The sequence below is a fragment of the Bradyrhizobium sp. 215_C5_N1_1 genome, assembly GCF_052075935.1.
Classification (GTDB): domain Bacteria; phylum Pseudomonadota; class Alphaproteobacteria; order Rhizobiales; family Xanthobacteraceae; genus Bradyrhizobium; species Bradyrhizobium barranii.
The window spans coordinates 673,172-691,682 of sequence record NZ_CP197228.1 but is presented as its reverse complement, the minus strand read 5'-3'; the positions used below and the strand labels follow the sequence as shown (position 1 = coordinate 691,682).

The following is an 18,511-nucleotide window of genomic DNA, read 5'->3' as shown; positions in this document are numbered from 1 at the left end:
ATCGCGCATCAATAGCAGCTGCTCAAAACTCCAGCGGCGCGTTGTCGACAACCTCCTTCATCACGAAGAAGGTGCGGGTCTGGCGCACGCCGGGCAGCGCGATCAGCTGTTCGCCGTGGATGCGGTTGAAATCCTCCATGTCGCCGACGCGGATCTTGAGGAAATAGTCGAAGTCGCCGGCGACGAGGTGGCAGTCGAGCACGCATTTCAGCCTGGTGATCGCCTGCTCGAAGGTGGCAAAACTCTCCGGGGTCGAGCGGTCGAGCACGACGCCGACCATCACCAGCGTGCCCTTCGCCACCTTCTTCGGCGCGACCATGGCGCGGACCGCGGCGATGAAGCCGTCCTCGAACAGGCGCTGGGTGCGGCGATGGCAGGTGGCGGGGCTGATGGCGACGGTTTCGGCCAGCTCGGCATTGCTGAGCCGGCCGTTATTTTGCAGCAATCTCAACATCTTAAGGTCGGTACGGTCGAGCCTGGCGGCCATGGAAGAAGCTTTCGCTATTGGGCTCAAGTTCGGAAGAAAATAGATCCTTTTGACGATCGACTGCAAGCTTTACGACAGTTGCTGCGCAATATTTGAAAGCACATTTGTCCACGGCAGTGCTAGGCGCTTGAGCCAATTCAACGCCAATCGGGATGACCCAATGATGCTGGACAAATTCACGCGCTATCCGCTGACCTTCGGCCCGACGCCCATCGAGAAGCTGGAGCGGTTGTCGAAGCATCTCGGCGGCAATGTCGAGATCTATGCCAAGCGCGAGGACTGCAATTCCGGCCTCGCCTATGGCGGCAACAAGCTGCGCAAGCTCGAATACATCATCCCGGACGCGATCGCCTCGAACGCGGACACGCTGGTCTCGATCGGTGGCGTGCAGTCCAACCACACCCGCATGATCGCGGCGGTCGCCGCCAAGATCGGCATGAAGTGCCGCCTGGTGCAGGAAGCCTGGGTGCCGCACGAGGACGCCGTCTATGACCGCGTCGGCAACATCATGCTGTCGCGCATCATGGGCGCCGACGTGCGCCTGGTCGACGACGGCTTCGACATCGGCATCCGCAAGAGCTGGGAGCAGGCGATCGAGGAGGTGAAGGCGGCGGGCGGCAAGCCTTACGCGATCCCCGCCGGTGCCTCCGTGCACAAATTCGGCGGCCTCGGCTATGTCGGCTTCGCCGAGGAAGTGCGCAAGCAGGAAGCCGAGCTCGGCTTCAAGTTCGACTACATCGTGGTCTGCACCGTCACCGGCTCGACCCATGCCGGCATGCTGGTCGGCTTCGCCGCCGACGGCCGCGCGCGAAAGGTGATCGGCATCGATGCGTCCTTCACGCCGGCGCAAACGAAGGCGCAGGTGCTCTCGATCGCGCAGAACACCGCCAAGCTCGTCGAGCTCGGCAAGGATATCGTCGAAGACGACGTCGTGCTGATCGAGGACTACGCCTATCCTGCCTACGGCGTGCCGTCGGAAGAGACCAAGGAAGCGATCCGCCTCACCGCACGGTTAGAGGCGATGATCACCGACCCTGTCTATGAGGGCAAATCGATGCAAGGCCTGATCGACCTGACCCAAAAGGGCCATTTCGAGAAGGGCGCAAAGATCCTCTACGCCCATCTCGGCGGCGCGCCGGCGCTCAACGGCTACGGTTACGCATTCCGGAACGGCTAGCCAAAGACCGTCGTCCCGGGCGCGACGAAGTCGCGAGCCCGGGACCCATACCACAGGATCGCATTTGGCGGAGACTCGTGGTTACCGGCTTGCCCCAACCACATCGTCCTGCGGTTATGGATCCCGGATCTGCGCTCCGCTTCGCTGCGCTTGCCCGGGATGACAGCAGAGAGATTGACCGCTACCGCGTCTTGACGATCTGGAGCAGCTCGTCGCCGTAATGCTCGAGCTTCTTGTCGCCGATGCCGGGCACGTTGCGGAGCTCGTCGAGCGTCGTCGGCCACGCCCGGACGATGCCGTCGATGGTCGCATCGTGCAGCACGACATAGGCCGGCACGCCGCGTTCGCGCGCGATGTCCGAACGCCAGGACCTTAGCCGCGCCCGCAATTCGGGATCGACATCGCCCTGCGGCGCGTTGGCCGCAGGCGCGAGGTCACCACGGCGGGATTTTGTCCGGCTCGCGCGAACGCGCGTGCCCGGCGCCTCCTCGCGCAGCCACACCTCGGTCTCGCCACGTAGCACGCCGCGCGCGCTCTCCGTCAGTTTCAGCGCGCCGAACGCCTCGCTGTCGCTGTACAAATGCCCCATCGCCACCAGCTGCCGCAGCACGGTGCGCCACTGCTTCTCGTTCAGCTCGCGCCCGATGCCGAACACGGACAATTTGTCGTGGCCGAACTGCGTCACCTTTTCGGTGAGGCGGCCAATCAGCACGTCGATCAGCTGCATCGCACCGAAACGCTGCCCGGTGCGATAGGCGCAGGACAGCAGCTTCTGCGCCAGCACCTTGCCGTCGCGCATCTTGGGCGGCGTCAGGCAGTTGTCGCAGTTGCCGCAATTGTTCGCCGTCTCCGCCTCGCCGAAATAGGCGAGCAGCCGCTTGCGCCGGCACTGCGCGGTCTCGGCGAGGCCGACCAGTGCGTCGAGCTTGCCGATCGACACCCGCTTGAAATCGTCAGAACCGCTGGACTCGTCGATCATGCGGCGCTGCTGCACGATGTCGGAGAGACCATAGGCCATCCAGGCCGCCGACGGCTTGCCGTCGCGCCCCGCCCGCCCCGTCTCCTGATAATAGGCCTCGATGCTCTTCGGCAGATCGAGATGGGCGACGAAGCGGACGTCGGGCTTGTCGATGCCCATGCCGAAGGCGATGGTCGCGACGATGACGATGCCGTCCTCGTTGAGGAACCGGTCCTGGTTGCGCGAGCGTATGCCGCTGTCGAGCCCGGCGTGATAGGGCAGCGCCGCAATGCCGGCGTCGTCGAGCGCGGCGGCAACCTCCTCGACGCGATTGCGCGACAGGCAATAGACCACGCCGGCGTCGCCCGCGTGCCGCTCCCGGATGAATTCTTTCAATTGCGACACGGCGTTGCGCTTGTCGACGATCTCGTAGCGGATATTCGGGCGGTCGAAGCTGGAGACGAATTGCGGGCTGTCGGCGAGCCGGAGGCGCTCGACGATCTCCTTGCGCGTCAGTTCGTCGGCGGTCGCAGTCAGCGCGATGCGCGGAACGTTCGGAAAACGTTCGGCGATGATGGAGAGGCCGACATACTCGGGACGGAAGTCATGACCCCATTGCGAGACGCAATGCGCCTCGTCGATCGCGAACAGCGCGACCTTCGCCTGCGCCAGCAGCGCCAGGCAGCGCGGCGTCACCAGGCGTTCCGGCGCGACATAGAGCAGGTCGAGATCGCCCGCGATCAGGCGGCGCTCGATGTCGGAAGCTTCCTGCAGCGTCAGCGACGAGTTCAGCGCCGCGGCGTTGACCCCGGCCTCGAGCAGGCCGGCGACCTGGTCGCGCATCAGCGCGATCAGCGGCGACACCACGATACCGCAACCTTCGCGCAGCAGTGACGGCAGTTGATAGCACAGCGACTTGCCGCCGCCGGTCGGCATCAAGACCAGGCAATTGCCGCCATCCGTGACGTGCCGGATGATCTCGCCCTGTGCACCACGGAACTCCGGCAGGCCGAACACCGAATGCAGCACCGACAGCGCGTCGCGGCCGTTGGCCGGCGCAGGCAGCGGGGCGGTGGAGGGAGCGGACATGGGTGCGTCGGTGCAAGGCCGTAGGATTCGTCACAAGGCCAGTCGCATGACCGCGCGGGCATGGCAAGACTGTTTGGATGGCAGGCAGGACTCTTCCCCTCTCCCCTTGCAGGAGAGGGTGGATCGCCGCGTAGCGGCGAGACGGGTGAGGGGTATCTATCCACGGATTCGGTAAAGCTTGCTCTGTGGAGACATAACCCTCATCCGGCGCCATAGCCGAAGCTTTGCTTCGGCGTTCCTAGGAACGGCGGCCGAAGGCCGCCTATGCCACCTTCTCCCGCAAGGGGAGAAGGAAGAAGAAGCTACGCCCCGATCCGTCGTAGCGCTTCCGCGACCGTCACGATCGGCATGTCGCGCTTCCCGGCCGCCTCCAGCGCATGGCGCATCAGGTGCGGCGTGCAGCCGTAGGGGCTTGGCGCGTCGGCGACGTCGTGGCCGTAGAAGATCAGCCATCCGCCGCTCGCCACCGCCTCGTCGAAATAGCGATCGACGCCAGCAATATCGATCTCGCGATCGACCAGAGGCGAGGCGCGTAGGAACTGGAGGTCGATGACGTCGCGATTGACGCCGGGAAGGATGCCGCGCGCCGAGCGAAAGGCCTTTGCAAGCTGCGGCTTGCGCCAGACCGAGGCGATTCCATAGGGGTAGGCGAAGTTCTCCAGCACGATCGAGGAATCGATGGCGTGGAAATGGCTGCGGTTACGCTCGATCTCGCGCGCCATGGCGGCCTCGTCGAGATCGGCCGAGCTCTGGTGCGAAAAGGTATGGCAGGCAATCTCGTGACCGGCCCGGTGAAGCCGCACGATCGCGTCGTTCGACAGGCCGTGCCAGTGATCCGACGGACGATCGATCAGGCTGCCGGCGAGGTAATAGGTGCCGCGGCCACCATGCGTCTCCAGAAGCGCGGCGCCCTCGCCTGCGGCGCTATCGGGCGCGTCGTCAAACGTGAAGCTCACCATCGGCGCATGCGCAGGCAGCCGGTGCGGCGCGGCACGGAAATGCCGGGCCAGCCGATTGCTCACGCGTCCCTGGAGTGCCGACCACACGACTGCGTTTCCTGCGGTTCCCTATTTCTCTACTGAAACATTCGTGCGCTGGTAGAGGCAAGCCTAACGCCCGGGTAATCCTAATGCGGAACCAACGCCCTTCGTCTAGCGTGCCAGGACCGAAATATCGGCTTCCGCACCGAGATATTGCAGCCAGTTGCGGAAAAGCGCCGCCGCGGCGCTGCCGGCAGCGATATCGGCGCGCAGATTCAGCGCAGGCAGTTCGTTGGTGAGCGCCGGGTGGCGCTGTTGGGTCGCCTTCTTCTCGAAGCGGGCGAGCTTCTCTTCAGTCGCTGCGTCAAAATAACTCACGGGCAGGTGCGGATACGCCTCGCGCTCGCGCGCGAGATAGCGGCCGATGTCGCGCAGATATTCGCGCTGGAGCGACAGCGCATCGTATTCCGGGTGGCCCTGGAAGAAGACGAAGCGGCTGGCATATTGCCTGACGAAGATATCGATGCCGGCCTTTGCCGAACGCGTCAGCACCTGATAGCCGGCCTGCGTGAGATCGCTCTCGGCGATCTCGTTCAGGCGCGAATGCGAGACCTTGAGGGGCGCAGGCGCAGCGCGCGTCAGCGCATCGTTCGTCGCAGTTTCGCAGTCGAAAATGCCGTGACATTTGGCCGGGAGCCGCCGCCGCGCGATGCCGTCGAGATGCAGCACCGCCGCATGCGCGGCGAGGCACGACCAGATCGTCGAGCGCGTGTTGACCTTGGCCCAGTCGATCAGGTCGGTGAGGTCGCGCCAATACGGCTCCTGGTCGAGCTCGGGCGCGACCGGCTCGGCGCCGGTCACGATCAGCCCGTCGAACTTGTGGTGCCTGAGCTCGCTGAGTTCCGAATATTCGCTTTCGACATGCCACTTCGCCTCGGGCGACCGCTTCACCGAGGGCAGCGAGAAACAATGGAAACGGATACGGCGCGGACCTGCGGCCGCCTGGAGCAGCTTCATGAACTGCCGCTCGGTCGCCTTCAGCGCTGGATCCGGCATGTTGTTGATCAGGCCGATCGTGAGATCGGCGAAACCGTGGTCGCGCGCGAAATCGCCCTCGGCCGGCACCAGCGCCGGGCTCGATATACCTTGATCCCTGTCGATCAAGATCGTCATCGGCGCCGGCGCCTACTCCGCGGCCTGGAGGCGGGCCGACGGGCAGGCCTTCTCGAGCGCCTGATCGATGTCCGCGATGATATCTGCCGAATGCTCGATGCCGATTGACAGGCGGATCGTCTCCGGCAGCACGCCGGCAACGCGCTGCTGCTCCGCCGACATCTGCCGGTGCGTGGTCGAGGCCGGATGGCACGCCAGCGACTTGGCATCGCCGATATTGACCAGGCGTGTGATCAGCTTCAGCGCATCGTAGAAGGTCTTGCCGGCCTCCATGCCGCCCTTGATACCGAAGGTGAACAGCGAGGAGGCGTTACCGTCGAGGTATTTCTGAACGAGCGGGTAATAGGGGCTGTCCGGAAAGCCGGTGTAGTTGACCCAGGCAACGCGCGAGTCCTTGCGCAGGAATTCGGCGACCTTGCGCGCGTTCTCGACATGGCGCTCCATGCGCAGCGCGACGGTCTCGATGCCCTGGAGCAGCAGGAAGGCGTTGAACGGCGACAGCACCGATCCCATGGTGCGCTGATAGACGCTGCGGGCGCGTTCGATATAGGCGGTTCGGCCGAAGCGCTCGGCATAGACGAGGCCGTGATAGGAGGCGTCCGGCTTGTTGTAGCCGGGGAAGCGGTCGGCGTGCTTCGCCCAGGGGAAATTTCCGGAATCGACGATCGCACCACCGAGCGTGGTGCCGTGGCCGCCCAGAAACTTGGTGAGCGAATGCACGGCGATGTCGGCGCCGTAATCGAACGGCTTGAGCAGGATCGGGGTCGCGACGGTGTTGTCCACGATCAGCGGCACGCCGTGCGCATGCGCGATCTTGGCGAGAGCCTCGATGTCGCAGACATTGCCGGCCGGATTGCCGATGGTCTCGGCGAACACGGCGCGCGTATTCTCGTCGATCAGTTTTGCGATCGCATCCGGCTTGTCGCTCTCGGCGAAACGGCCGTTGATGCCCTGCCGCGGCAGGATGTGCGAGAGCAGCGTGTGCGTGGTGCCGTAGAGCTGCGGCACGGAAACGATGTTGCCGCCGTGATCGGCGACGTTGACGAAGGCGAAATGCAGCGCAGCCTGGCCGGTCGCGACCGCGAGCGCGCCGACGCCGCCTTCGAGCTGGGCGATACGCTTCTCCAGCACCGCGCTGGTCGGATTGGCGATGCGGCTGTAGCGAAAACCCTCGGCCTCGAGATTGAAGAGCGCGGCGCCGTGATCGGCGCTGTCGAAGGCATAGGCCGCGGTCTGGTAGATCGGCACCGCAACCGCGTGCGTGGTGGCTTCTGGCTCGTAGCCGGCGTGAATAGCGATCGTCTCGTTGCGCATCGTGCCACCTCCGCGTGGAGCGGGCCGCACTTATTGGCCTGTATGAGGCATGTGCGTTCTCCGCCGTTCCTCTGTTAGAGGCGGGTGGTAAAGCGGACAATAATTCGCCTAGAGATCGAGGAAGTAACCCTAACGATTGTTGGTGAATTGGCTAAAATTTGAATCGAATTGGATTAATGAATTGCTGCGAGCAAACGCGGCAGTGACGGTGCTTTCCCTTCTCCCCTTGCGGGAGAAGGTGGCGCGAAGCGCCGGATGAGGGGTATCTGTCCATACGGCTAAATGCTCGCCTGTGGGGAGAGACCCCTCATCCGTCTCGCCGCTTTGCCATAGCCGATGCAAAGCATCGGCGTTCTAAGGACGGCGGCCGAAGGTCGCCTATGCCACCCTCTCCCACAAGAAGGGGGGAGGGTGAGAGTACTCCCTACTCCATCGTCTCCCAGAGCCGGTGAGCGAGCACACCGGCACGCTTCTCGATCGCGGCCGCCGCATCGAGCGCGAGGTCCTCGCGATAGCGGCCGGCGATGAGCTGCACGCCGATCGGCTTGCCGTCATGCAGGGTCACCGGCACCACCGCGCCGGGCAGGCCCAGCACGTTGATGGCGGAGATGAAGCGGATCTCGCCCCAGAAGATTTCCTTCACGCGATCGGCACTGACGGTGTCGTCGCGCGGACCCGGCGTCGGCTTCACCGTGGTCGGCGCCAGCACGACCGGATACTCCTCGAAGAACAATTGCCAGGCGCGGATATGGCCGTTGCGTGCGGCCGTCGCCTGCATCCAGGCCTTGAGATCAAGCACATTGGCCTTGGTCTTCATGCCGCCCCAGGCCTTGTGGAAGTCCTCGGACGTCACCTTCAGCATGCCGGCCTCCTGCATCACCACGGTCTCGTTGGTGATGATGTCGCACCAGGTCTGCCAGACGCCGTCGATGTCGGGGACATCGACCTCGGTCACGCGATAGCCGGAACGCTCCAGGTGATCGGCGGCCTGCCGCAGCGCCGCGCGGACGGATGGATCGACGTCCATATCCTCCGGAATCCTGGCCAGTGCGACCTTGATCGGTCCCTTCGGCTTCGGCCCGGCCAGCGGCGCCGGCACCCACCAGGGATCGCGCGGATCGCGCTGGCTCATCACATCGAGCGCGAGGCGGACGTCGCCGACGTGGCGGGCGAGCGGGCCCTGCGCCGACATCAGATGCGCCAGCATCGGACGCTCGGCCGTGGCGCTTCCGTTGAAGGCGGGGATGCGGCCCTGCGTCGGCTTGATGGTGGCAACGCCGTTGCAGTGCGCCGGCCAGCGCAGCGAGCCGCCGATGTCGTTGCCATGGGCGATGGTGCCGATGCCGGCGGCCACCGCCGAGCCCGCTCCGCCCGAAGAGCCGCCGCAGGTGATGTTCGGGTCCCAGGGGTTCAGCGTCAGCCCGTGCAGCGGATTGTCGGTGAAGCCGCGGAAGGAGAATTCCGGCGTGTTGGTGAGGCCGATGACGATCGCGCCGGCTTTCTTGAGATTGCGCACCACGGGCGAGTCCGACGGCGCGACTAAATCCTTGTTGGCGGGCACGCCGTTGAAATTCGGCCGGCCTTCGTAGTCGACATTCTCCTTGATCGTGATGGGCACGCCGTGCAGCAGGCCGAGCGCGCCGCCCTTGGCGCGCTGCTTGTCGGCCGCATGCGCAGCCTTCAGCGCTTCCTCGCTGAGATCGACGACAACCGCGTTCAGCCGCGGATTGACGGCGCGCATCCGTTCGAGATGCGCTTCGACGGTCTCGACCGCGGAGATCGCGCCGTTGCGGATCGCGGCTGCGGTGTCGACCGCGGACCATTGCCAGACCGGACCTTTCGGACGGCGTGCCGTGGCCGCCTTACGCGGTGCCGGCTTCTTGACCGTCTTCTTGGCCGCCTTCGCAACGGCCACCTTGCGGGCGGTGCTCGCCTTGACCGAGGTCTTCGTTACTTTCCTTGCAACACTTTTCTTCTTCGTCGCCGTCTTCTTCGCCACGCCGCATCTCCAAAAAATTGCGCGGCGGAGGTTATGGAGATCACGCGAGCGTGTACAGGCGCGTTTCTGCATGGCGCGTCGCCGCGACGCTCTGCCACGGGCCGGCGCGAGTGACGCGCATGAACCTTTGGCCCCGCTGTCCTGACCCATATACTGGTTGAATAGTGGAACAAACCACCGCCAAGATTGTGTCATCAAGATTGTGCCATGGCGATTAGGTTTTTGACGTAGCTATTCTGACAGCGACGCATCGGAGCATTTGCCATGCTCGTGGAATTCGACAGCGGATACGACCAGCAACCCTTCCGCGATCTGTGCGCCGACTATCCGGGCGCTGAAACCTACGATCCCGACGATTTCCGGATTGAATGGGGGCCGATCTTTCACCGCGGCCGGCTCGACGGATCGGCGCGTGTGCTCGTCGTCGGTCAGGATCCCGCCCAGCACGAGACGATCGTGCGCAGAATTCTGGTCGGCACCGCGGGGCGCCGCACTCAGGGCTTTCTCGCCAAGCTCGGCATCACGCGGAGCTACGTGATGGTGAACACCTTCCTGTACAGCGTCTACGGGCAGAGCGGCGGCAACAAGCACAAGAACGAGCCGGGCATCGTCGAGTATCGCAACAAATGGTTCAAGGCCGTGCTCGCGCCGGGCAATATCGAAGCCGTTGTCTCACTCGGCGGCCTCGCCGACGAGGCGTGGAAGTCTTGGCTCAAGACGCCCGACGGCGAGGCCTACAAGACCCTCGCCTATCAGCATATCACGCACCCGACCTGGCCGGAAAGCTCGGCCCACGATAACGCGACGCGGGCCGCGAACACGAAGATCATGCTGACCAAGTGGAATGCCGCGCTCGCGGCTCTCGCGCCTGGGCTCCAGCATCCCGACGTGCCGACGACGCTCGTGCCGTACGGCGACGCCTTCAAGCCGACCGAGCTCTTCGACATCATCGCAAAGGATCTTCCCGCCGGACTGCCGGCCTGGATGCGCGGAGACACGCCATGGGCCGTGCGCCAGGGCGCCGACACGGCCACCAAGCGGCGCACGATCACGATCACCATCCCCGACGGAGTGATCCCATGAGCCCGGCTGCCAACCCGAAACGATGGGCCCTGAGCGGGCGGATCGTAACGATGACCACCGAGGGCGACGTCATCAAGAGCGGGACGATCTTCATCGAGGACAATCGCATCGCGGCGATCGTACCCAAGGGACAGCCGGCCCCGGCAGGCTTCGAGGCCGTCGTTGCAGTGGCGACCGGCGGCACCATCTATCCTGGCCTGATCGAGCTGCATAATCACCTGAGCTACAACATCCTGCCGCTCTGGCGCGTGCCGCAGCCCTACGGCAATCGCGACCAATGGCAGAATGCCAAATCGTACAAGACGTCGGTCACCGGCCCCATGAGCGCGATCGCGCTCGCCGACGACGGCTCGCTGCTGCCGGCCCTGGTCCGCTATGTCGAAGCCAAGTGCATGGTCGCAGGGACCACGACGAGCCAGGGGATCACGCTGTCGAACTGGAGCGGCACGATCCACAAATATTACAAGGGCGCGTTGCGCGCCGCCGAGATCGGCAGCCCGCCCGATCTGCCGCGGGCACACTCGAAGATTCCCGACATCGATGCCGAGGATTGGGCGAAGTTCGACAACGAGTTGAAATCGTCATCGTGCTTCCTGCTGCATCTCAGCGAAGGCATCGACACCAAGGCGCATAGCCACTTCCTCGCCTTGCGCAATTCCGAGGGAGATTGGGCGATCGAGCCGTCACTCGCCGGCATTCATTGCACGGCACTCGATGCGACCGACTTCGGAACGATGGCCGAAAACCATGCCAAGGTCGTCTGGTCGCCCCTGAGCAATCTCCTGCTCTACGGAAAGACGACCAATGTCGTTGCTGCGCGCACGGCCGGCCTCACCATTGCGCTCGGTTCTGACTGGTCGCCGTCCGGCAGCAAGAACCTGCTCGGCGAGCTGAAGGCGGCCAAGGTCGTGTCCGCGCATTTCAATCTCGGCTTCAGCGACTACGACATCGTCTCGATGGCGACGCGCAATCCGGCCGCGATCCTCAAGTGGGATACGAAGCTGGGAACGATTGCCAATGGCAAGTTCGCCGACCTTCTGGTCGTGAAGGGAGTCACCGGCGATCCCTACGCTCATCTGATCAAATCGCGCGAGCAGGACATCGTCCTGGTCACCATCGGCGGACGAGCCCGTTATGGGACGAAGACGGTCATGCAAAAGGCAGGCGGAATCGGCGAGGCGCTCAAGATCGGCAGCAGCGCGCGAGTGATCGACTTCACCTCGCCCGACCAGGATCCCGGGATCGAGAGGATCACGCTGGCGGAGGCGACGAGCCGCCTCCGTGCCGCGCTCGGCAATCTCGGCACCTTGCAACCGCACAGCCTCGCCATGAGTGATGCGATCGCCCGCGGAGCGGTGTCACGCACCGGATGGCGTCTCGCGCTCGACGAGCAGTTCGGCAACAACGTCCAGCTCCGCCCGCGGCTGGAATATAACGGCGTCAGGACCGGTCCGGATTTGGCGGCGGTCGCGGCAGCGGCCGAGCCGCTGCACCCGATCAAGCTGGATGGCCTCACGGTATCAGGCGATCCCGCGTTTCTGGACACGCTGAAGAACGAGCCGAATCTTCCAGCGGGAATCGCGACCGCGATCGCGGCCTTTTACTAGTTCTCCGTCACACCAGCGGTGGGTTAAGGCGCGCAAAGCCTTCCTGGATGCGATAGGGGTAGTAGGGATAAGGCGGCATCACGGCGCTGACCTCGTCGAGACGCGCGATCTGCGCAGCGCTGAGCGACCAGCCAACCGCGCCGAGATTGTCGCGCAACTGCGCTTCGTCGCGGGCGCCGATGATCACCGAGGATACGGTCGGACGCGACAGCAGCCAGGCGATAGCGATTTGCGGCACGGTGCGGCCGGTCTCCGCGGCGATCGTCTCAAGCACGTCGACGATGGCATAGAGACGCTCATCATCCACGGGCGGGCCGAACTGCGCAGTGGCGTGCAGACGGCTGCTCGCAGGGAGCGGCTTTCCGCACCGGATCTTGCCGGTGAGCCGGCCCCAGCCGAGCGGGCTCCAGACCAGCGCGCCGACGCCCTGGTCGCGTGCGAGCGGCATCAGCTCCCATTCGTAGTCGCGGCCGAGCAGCGAGTAATAGACCTGATGTGCGACATGGCGCGGCCAGCCGTGCCGGTCAGCGATGGAGAGCGACTTCATCAGCTGCCAGCCGGCGAAATTGGAGACACCGACATAGCGGAGCTTGCCGGCGCGTACGAGCGTATCGAGCGTGGACAGCACCTCCTCGATCGGCGTGAACGCATCGAAGGCATGGAGCTGGAGCAGATCGAGGTAATCGGTGCCGAGCCGCCGCAGCGCTGCTTCGACCGAGGCGACCAGACGATATCGCGAAGAGCCGGCATCGAGCGGACCATCGCCCATCGGCAGGCTCATCTTGGTGGAGATCAGCACCTTGTCGCGGCGTCCCCTGATCGCGGCGCCGAGGATTTCCTCGGATGCGCCGTTCGAATAGACATCGGCGCTGTCGAACAGGTTGACGCCGGCCTCGAGGCAGATGTCGACCAGCCTGCGCGCTTCGTCGGCGCCGCTGCGGCCCCAGGCCGAGAATAGCGGGCCTTGGCCGCCAAACGTGCCGGTGCCGAAGCTGAGGACGGGTACCCTGAGGCCGGAGGCACCGAGATTGCGATATTCCATGATCATTCTCCTATTCCGCCGGGCACGCCGCGACTGCGGACTGCGTTCGATCAAGCTGAAGGCTCCATAGCGCGAGCACGAGACCGACAGCCGTGATGCCGGCCGCGACCAGCGGCAGCGCGGAGAGACTGAGCCCGCGGTCGATGGTGACGCCGCCTGCCCAGGCGCCGAGCGCGTTGCCGAGATTGAAGGCGGCGATGTTGAGGCTGGAGGCGAGCGTGCGGCCGCTTGGCCCCGCCGCCTCCAGCACGCGAAGCTGGAGCGGCGCGACGGTCGCAAAGGCCGCAATGCCGAGCAGCAGGATCAGCGCAATGGCTGCGATCTTGACCGACAGCACGGCGGCAAGGCCAAGCAGCACGATGGCGAGCGCAGCGAGCGTGCCGATCAGGGCACGCGCGAGGCCGCGATCGGCGAGCTTGCCGCCGGCGACGTTGCCGATTGCGAGACCTGTACCGAACACCAGCAGGATCGGCGACACCGCGGCTTCCGAAAAACCGGTGAAGCGCGTCAGGATCGGCTGGATATAGGTAAAGACGACGAACAGGCCGGCAAAGCCGAACACGGTCATGGCAAGGCCGAGCAGCACCTGCGGACGGCCGAGCACCGCGACCTCCTCGGAGAGCGAGATCGGCTTGTCGCCATTGCCGACATCGCCGGGCACGAATGTGGCCACCACTGCGAAGGCGATCACGCCGATCACCGTCACCGCCCAGAATGCCGCGCGCCAGCCGAGCATCAGGCCGAACCAGGCGCCGAAGGGCACGCCCAGGAGCGTCGCGACCGTCAGGCCGATGAACATGGTCGCAATCGCCGACGCGCGCTTGTCCTCCGCGACGAGGCTGGTCGCAACGACCGACCCGACGCCGAAGAAGGTGCCGTGGGCGAGCGAGGTCAGCACCCGCGCCGCCATCAGCCATTCGTAGTTCGGCGCCAGCGCGCAAGCGGCATTGCCGAGCGTGAAGATCGCCATCAGGGCGAGAAGAACGGTTTTCCGCGGCATCCGCCGCGTCGCCAGCGTCAGGACAGGCGCGCCGACGAAGACGCCGAGCGCATAGCCGGAGATCAGCAGCCCCGCGACCGGCACGGAGACGTGCATGTCGGCGGCGACCTGGAGCAACAGGCCCATGATGATGAACTCGGTGGTGCCGATGCCGAAGGCACCGGCGGTGAGGGCGAGGACGGCGGGAGGCATGCGTGGCTCCAATGCGAGGGACGAGCCACGCAGATAGCCGCAGCGCAGCAAAACCATTAGGATGTCCGCAATCCAATCATTTGTGACGTGAATTCAACATGGCCCGTTTCGACACCAACCGCTCCGCCGAGATGGAGGTTTTCGTCCGCGTCGTCGAACTCGGCGGATTCACCCAGGCCGCGCGAAACCTGCGCCTGACGCCGTCGGGCGTCAGCAAGCTGATCTCGCGGCTGGAGACGCGCCTCGGCTCGCGGCTGATCAACCGCACCACGCGCAAGCTGACGCTGACGGAGGAGGGCCAGGCCTTCTACCAGCGCACCGTGCGCATCCTCGGAGAGATGGAGGAAGCTGAGCGCGAGGCGGCTTCAGGCGCGGCGCCGCGCGGCCACCTCACGGTCAACTGCAACATCCCTTTCGGCATGCTGCACGTCCTACCGCTGATTCCCCGCTTCCTGGAACGGCATCCCGAGATCACACTCGACCTCGTGCTGACCGACACGCTGATCGACCTGATGCAGGAACGGGCCGATATTGCCATCCGCGTCGGGCCCCTGAAAGCGTCACGCCTGGTCGCGCGAAAGCTCGGCACCAGCCGCATGGTCGTCGTCGGCACCCCGAACTATCTGGCGCGCTTCGGCACGCCGAAGACGCCGGCGGATCTCACCCAGCATCGCGGCATCGGCTGGACCTTTCCGCGCATCCGCGGCGGCTGGCCATTCCGGCGCGGCGACCACACCGAGGAAGCCATGCCGCCACCGGCCGCCCGCGCCAGTGACGGCGAAATCGCCCGCCGCCTCGCCCTCGGCGGCGTCGGCCTCGCCCGCCTCGCCCTCTTCCACATCGGCCCCGACATCGAATCGGGCCGTCTCGTTCCGGTCTTGCAGAACTACAATCCCGGCGACCGCGAAGACATCCACGCCGTCTATGTCGGCCACACCGCGCCCCTGCCCGCGCGCGTGCGCGCGTTCATCGATTTTCTCGCCGAGCATGTGCGGGTGAGCGACCCCGCGCTGAAGCGCGCGGGGGACGGGAGGTGGAGGGTGGCCTAGGGACGTCGAAATCGCGGCGATAGGTGCGTTCGGTGCTGCCCATCGTGTCATGGGAGCGGACCAACTATCCGTTGGCCGTTGCGCGCTGCGATCTTCGGCAGCATGTCCATGTGCTGCTCGCGCGGCTCGGGGATCCTGTGCAGATCGCGGAAGAATTCCTCGTGACGACGCGGCGTGGAGACGAGGATGTGTCTCGCGTCGGCCGGCCCCTCATTGGTGAAGCCGTGAACAACTCCTCTCGGCACGAGAATCCGCGAACCGGGTCCAGCGACCTCGGTCTGGTCTCCCACGAGGTATTTCACCTGGCCCTCCAGGAGGACGAACAGCTTGTCCTCCTCCTCGGAGATGTGGGCGGGTGCGCCGAAGCCCGGCTTGATGGTCATGTCCAGCACCGTGAACAGGCTTTCCTGCGGATTGATAATTTTCGTCGTGAGACCGGCAAATTCGGTCGTTTCGAACTTCGTCGTGATGACGCTCTGCATTGGCCAAGGCTCCATTGACTTCGGAGCTCGATAGATTGCATGCGGGAGGGCTGCGGATTAGTCCCCTTCCGCAAGCCACAGCGGCTGTAGTTCTGGCCAATTGGCATCGGAGTTTCCCGAAGACCAGTTCAGCTGCCCGAACGGTCCACCTCAAACTGTCGGCATGAACAACGACAACAACGAAAATCACCGCCCCGCAGCTGCAAGCTGTCGCTCGAACACACGGGTAAAATCCGCGACCTTGGCGCTCAGATCGGCCCGCGACGGATATGTGAGATGCAGGCGGATCGTCCCGGAGAACTGCTCTGGCAAAACCGGCACGACGAGCCCCGATGCGTATTCCACTCTGCAGAGGGCTTCCGGAAGCAGACCAATCCCCTGGTGATTCAGCACAAGCTCACGAGCAAGAGCGAAGGAGTCGACCGCGAGATGAAAGGCGGGCCACGTCGCCCCGCCCGGCAAGGAGCGGGATAGAAGGCGCAGCAATTCCGGCCTCGATGGCCCGATCAAGGTCGACGCGTCGCGAATATCGACGGGGATCCCGTGACGGCTCACATAGTCTGAGCTCGCATAAAGACCGAACTTCATGTCGATTGCGCCCTTGATCAGGGCTTCCTGAGGATTGGCCGCTCCGATGCGGAGCGCAATATCAATATCCCGGGAGATGAGATCGAGCACGTCGTTAGTGAGCGACACCTCAAAGCGCACATTGGGGTGATCGTTTCTGAAATCCCCGATCGCGGCTGCCACGATCCTGACCGGAAAGTCGGCCGGCAGCGTGATGCGGATTTCGCCGGCATACGGGTCGTCAGCACCGCTTACCCCCCGGAGCGCGTTGACAAGCAGGGCAAGCGCGCCAGCCGAACGCTGGTAGAGTTCTCGTCCTGCGGCCGTGAGGGCAAAAGCGCGCGTGGACCTCTTGAAGAGCCGCGCACCGAGCGCCGCCTCCAGGCTGCGGATGCGCAAGCTGACGGACGACCTCGGCGTGTTGGTTTCGCGGGCTGCCGCCGCAAATCCGCCGGCGCGCACGACAGCGACGAATGTCTGCAGGGAATTCAGGTCGATCGGCTGCGCGTCGGTGTGAGCGAGACTTGAATGTTCATTCCGATCATCCTTCTCGGCCTCTTCGAGAACGCTGCTGTGTGCCTTCATGACGTCCTGTTTCCGGTGATGGTCCGGCGCGCGCGGGAACTTCATGAGGGAAGGGAGCGGCAACCGATAGCGAACCTATGGACGGCAACAATGACCGGAGCGCACCAGGACTTGCGATGCAATTGAACGTGACCGTCGATTGATTGAGCAAGCCGCGATATCGTCAGCTCATCGTTCATGGTGGATGCTCTCAGGGGAGAGGGCGGGATGAATCCCGCCCTTTCATCGTCAAATGGTCGGATGAAGGTTGCGGACCGGGCTCACCTCCTCGAGGAGCGAGGCGACCTTGAGCACCGTCGATTCCGCCAGCCAGGAGGAGACTATTTGTACGCCGATCGGAAGGCCGTCGTGGCTCGTTCCAAACCGCATTGATAGAGCGGGCATTCCCGTCAAGCTGAACGGTGATGTGGCGCTCATGACGTGAAAGGGTGAAACCGTCACACCATCGACCACGAGGTCGTTGAGACCGTGTTTGGTCGCCGGGAACGGGGTCACCGGGCATAGCAGCGCATCGTAGCGCTGGAAGTATTCGGCGAAGCTGTCGCGAAGGCGCTCTATGGCCTGCTCGGCGGCGACGAAGTCGGCTATCGGCGTGTCAGGTGTATCGAGGACCAATTTGGCGTGCCTGAAGATCTGGGCCTCATGGCCGGCAGTGACGTTCTCGAACTCGCGCCGGGATTCCATCTGCTGGAGCTGCCAGAGGACGCTGTTGGCATCGGTCTGCTCCACCACCGGCAACCGGACCTGTTCGACGTGGTAGCCGGCATTGCTCAGCGCATGTGCCGCTGCCTTCACGATCGCGACCACTTCCGGATCGATGGGTCCGAAGAAGCCCGGAGAGGCCATCCAGCCTACGCGAAGCTCACGGGTCGATTTCGTACCTAGCCCTGTATCGAGGCTGGGCGAGCTGACCGAGAAGCCGTCGGCACCGTCAGGTCCTGCCATCAAGGAATAAGCGAGCGCCACATCGCGAACGGAACGCGCCATCGGACCGATGTGCCAGAAACGGCGCGGTACCCGAGGCCAGTGGCCCGTCATCGGCATTCGACCGTGAGTCGCTTTAAATCCGACGACACCGGTATGCGCTGCCGGGCCGCGCAACGAGATTGAGAGATCGCTGCCCACACCGAGTGGCGACATGCCCGCTGCGATGGCAGCGGATTCACCGCCGCTCGATCCGCCCGGAGTGTAATCGAGGTTCCAGGGGTTGTTCGTCTGGCCGGTCAGGAGATTGTCGGTTTCGATTGAGTAGGAAAATTCCGGGGGATTCGTTTTTGCGATGAGGATGGCGCCGGCGGCCTTCAGCCTGGCCACGACGGTGGCATCAGTATCAGGCACGCGCCCTCTGAAAATCGGCGAACCGCGCTGTGTCAGCACGCCCGCCGTGTCGATTCCATCCTTGGCCGTGAACGGAACGCCATGGAGAGGGCCGAGCTGGGCGCCCGATATCACCGCCGCTTCGGCCGTCCTGGCGCCTTCCATCGCGCCGTCGGCCAGCGTCACGATCGCATTCAGCTTGGGATTGACCGCCGCGATGCGGTCGAGATGCGCCTGCATGACCTCGACGGGCGAAAGCTCCCGTTGAGCGATCAGCTGGGCGATGCGGGTGGCGTCCATTCTAACGATGTTATCCATCATATCTGTCCTACCTGCCATTTGGTAGGCTGGACATGTCCCTCGCATTTATGGACTTCAATCCCTACCTGCCATTTGGTAGGGACACGTTG

The 18,511-nt window shown here is 64.4% G+C and carries 15 protein-coding genes; 4 read left to right on the top strand and 11 right to left on the bottom strand.

The window, feature by feature from the left end; all coding sequences use genetic code 11:
* Positions 1 to 22 precede the first annotated feature (22 nt).
* On the bottom strand, positions 23 to 487 hold the full coding sequence (locus AB7G19_RS03205; RefSeq protein WP_038943290.1) for an Lrp/AsnC family transcriptional regulator: 465 nt from the start codon (positions 485 to 487) through the stop codon (positions 23 to 25).
* A 163-nt stretch (positions 488 to 650) separates the two neighbouring features.
* Between AB7G19_RS03205 and AB7G19_RS03200 the strand changes: the two genes are divergently transcribed.
* Complete coding sequence (locus AB7G19_RS03200) at positions 651 to 1,664, top strand: 1-aminocyclopropane-1-carboxylate deaminase (protein WP_063986015.1); 1,014 nt, start codon at positions 651 to 653, stop codon at positions 1,662 to 1,664.
* A 181-nt stretch (positions 1,665 to 1,845) separates the two neighbouring features.
* Here AB7G19_RS03200 and recQ read toward each other — a convergent pair whose 3' ends face one another.
* From recQ to AB7G19_RS03175, 5 genes are all read right to left on the bottom strand, one after another.
* Entirely contained in the window at positions 1,846 to 3,711 is a 1,866-nt protein-coding gene (recQ, locus tag AB7G19_RS03195) for a DNA helicase RecQ (RefSeq protein WP_063980551.1), read from the bottom strand.
* A gap of 302 nt (positions 3,712 to 4,013) precedes the next feature.
* Positions 4,014 to 4,757 (bottom strand): polysaccharide deacetylase family protein, encoded by a 744-nt coding sequence (locus AB7G19_RS03190; RefSeq protein ID WP_063980550.1) that lies wholly within the window; start codon positions 4,755 to 4,757, stop codon positions 4,014 to 4,016.
* A gap of 105 nt (positions 4,758 to 4,862) precedes the next feature.
* Positions 4,863 to 5,864, bottom strand: a complete 1,002-nt coding sequence (gene metA / locus AB7G19_RS03185) for a homoserine O-succinyltransferase MetA (protein WP_063980549.1) — start codon at positions 5,862 to 5,864, stop codon at positions 4,863 to 4,865.
* A gap of 12 nt (positions 5,865 to 5,876) precedes the next feature.
* Positions 5,877 to 7,178 carry an O-acetylhomoserine aminocarboxypropyltransferase/cysteine synthase family protein gene (locus tag AB7G19_RS03180; protein ID WP_063980548.1) on the bottom strand — a complete coding sequence of 434 codons (1,302 nt, stop codon included), beginning with the start codon at positions 7,176 to 7,178 and terminating at the stop codon, positions 5,877 to 5,879.
* Between the two features lie 424 nt (positions 7,179 to 7,602).
* Positions 7,603 to 9,177 carry an amidase family protein gene (locus AB7G19_RS03175; RefSeq protein ID WP_231143785.1) on the bottom strand — a complete coding sequence of 525 codons (1,575 nt, stop codon included), beginning with the start codon at positions 9,175 to 9,177 and terminating at the stop codon, positions 7,603 to 7,605.
* A gap of 264 nt (positions 9,178 to 9,441) precedes the next feature.
* Between AB7G19_RS03175 and AB7G19_RS03170 the strand changes: the two genes are divergently transcribed.
* Both AB7G19_RS03170 and AB7G19_RS03165 read left to right on the top strand, forming a co-directional pair.
* Positions 9,442 to 10,260 carry a uracil-DNA glycosylase gene (locus AB7G19_RS03170; RefSeq protein ID WP_441267719.1) on the top strand — a complete coding sequence of 273 codons (819 nt, stop codon included), beginning with the start codon at positions 9,442 to 9,444 and terminating at the stop codon, positions 10,258 to 10,260.
* A complete protein-coding gene (locus tag AB7G19_RS03165) occupies positions 10,257 to 11,867 on the top strand; it encodes an amidohydrolase family protein (RefSeq protein ID WP_063980545.1) in 1,611 nt (536 codons plus the stop codon). Before AB7G19_RS03170 ends, AB7G19_RS03165 begins: the two co-directional genes overlap by 4 nt.
* A gap of 7 nt (positions 11,868 to 11,874) precedes the next feature.
* Here the strand turns inward: AB7G19_RS03165 and AB7G19_RS03160 are convergent, their stop codons facing one another.
* Positions 11,875 to 12,909, bottom strand: coding sequence for an aldo/keto reductase (locus AB7G19_RS03160; RefSeq protein WP_231143784.1), 1,035 nt, complete (start codon positions 12,907 to 12,909; stop codon positions 11,875 to 11,877).
* 10 nt (positions 12,910 to 12,919) lie between these two features.
* Positions 12,920 to 14,101 (bottom strand): MFS transporter, encoded by a 1,182-nt coding sequence (locus AB7G19_RS03155; RefSeq protein ID WP_063986014.1) that lies wholly within the window; start codon positions 14,099 to 14,101, stop codon positions 12,920 to 12,922.
* Positions 14,102 to 14,199: 98 nt separating this feature from the next.
* Between AB7G19_RS03155 and AB7G19_RS03150 the strand changes: the two genes are divergently transcribed.
* Entirely contained in the window at positions 14,200 to 15,150 is a 951-nt protein-coding gene (locus AB7G19_RS03150) for a LysR family transcriptional regulator (RefSeq protein ID WP_063980543.1), read from the top strand.
* A 47-nt stretch (positions 15,151 to 15,197) separates the two neighbouring features.
* Here the strand turns inward: AB7G19_RS03150 and AB7G19_RS03145 are convergent, their stop codons facing one another.
* The 3 genes from AB7G19_RS03145 to AB7G19_RS03135 all read right to left on the bottom strand — a co-directional run bounded on the left by AB7G19_RS03145 (position 15,198) and on the right by AB7G19_RS03135 (position 18,422).
* Entirely contained in the window at positions 15,198 to 15,632 is a 435-nt protein-coding gene (locus tag AB7G19_RS03145; RefSeq protein WP_063980542.1) for a cupin domain-containing protein, read from the bottom strand.
* Between the two features lie 186 nt (positions 15,633 to 15,818).
* Positions 15,819 to 16,784, bottom strand: coding sequence for a LysR family transcriptional regulator (locus AB7G19_RS03140; RefSeq protein WP_187387881.1), 966 nt, complete (start codon positions 16,782 to 16,784; stop codon positions 15,819 to 15,821).
* A 228-nt stretch (positions 16,785 to 17,012) separates the two neighbouring features.
* Positions 17,013 to 18,422, bottom strand: a complete 1,410-nt coding sequence (locus AB7G19_RS03135) for an amidase (protein ID WP_283017952.1) — start codon at positions 18,420 to 18,422, stop codon at positions 17,013 to 17,015.
* Positions 18,423 to 18,511 lie beyond the last annotated feature (89 nt).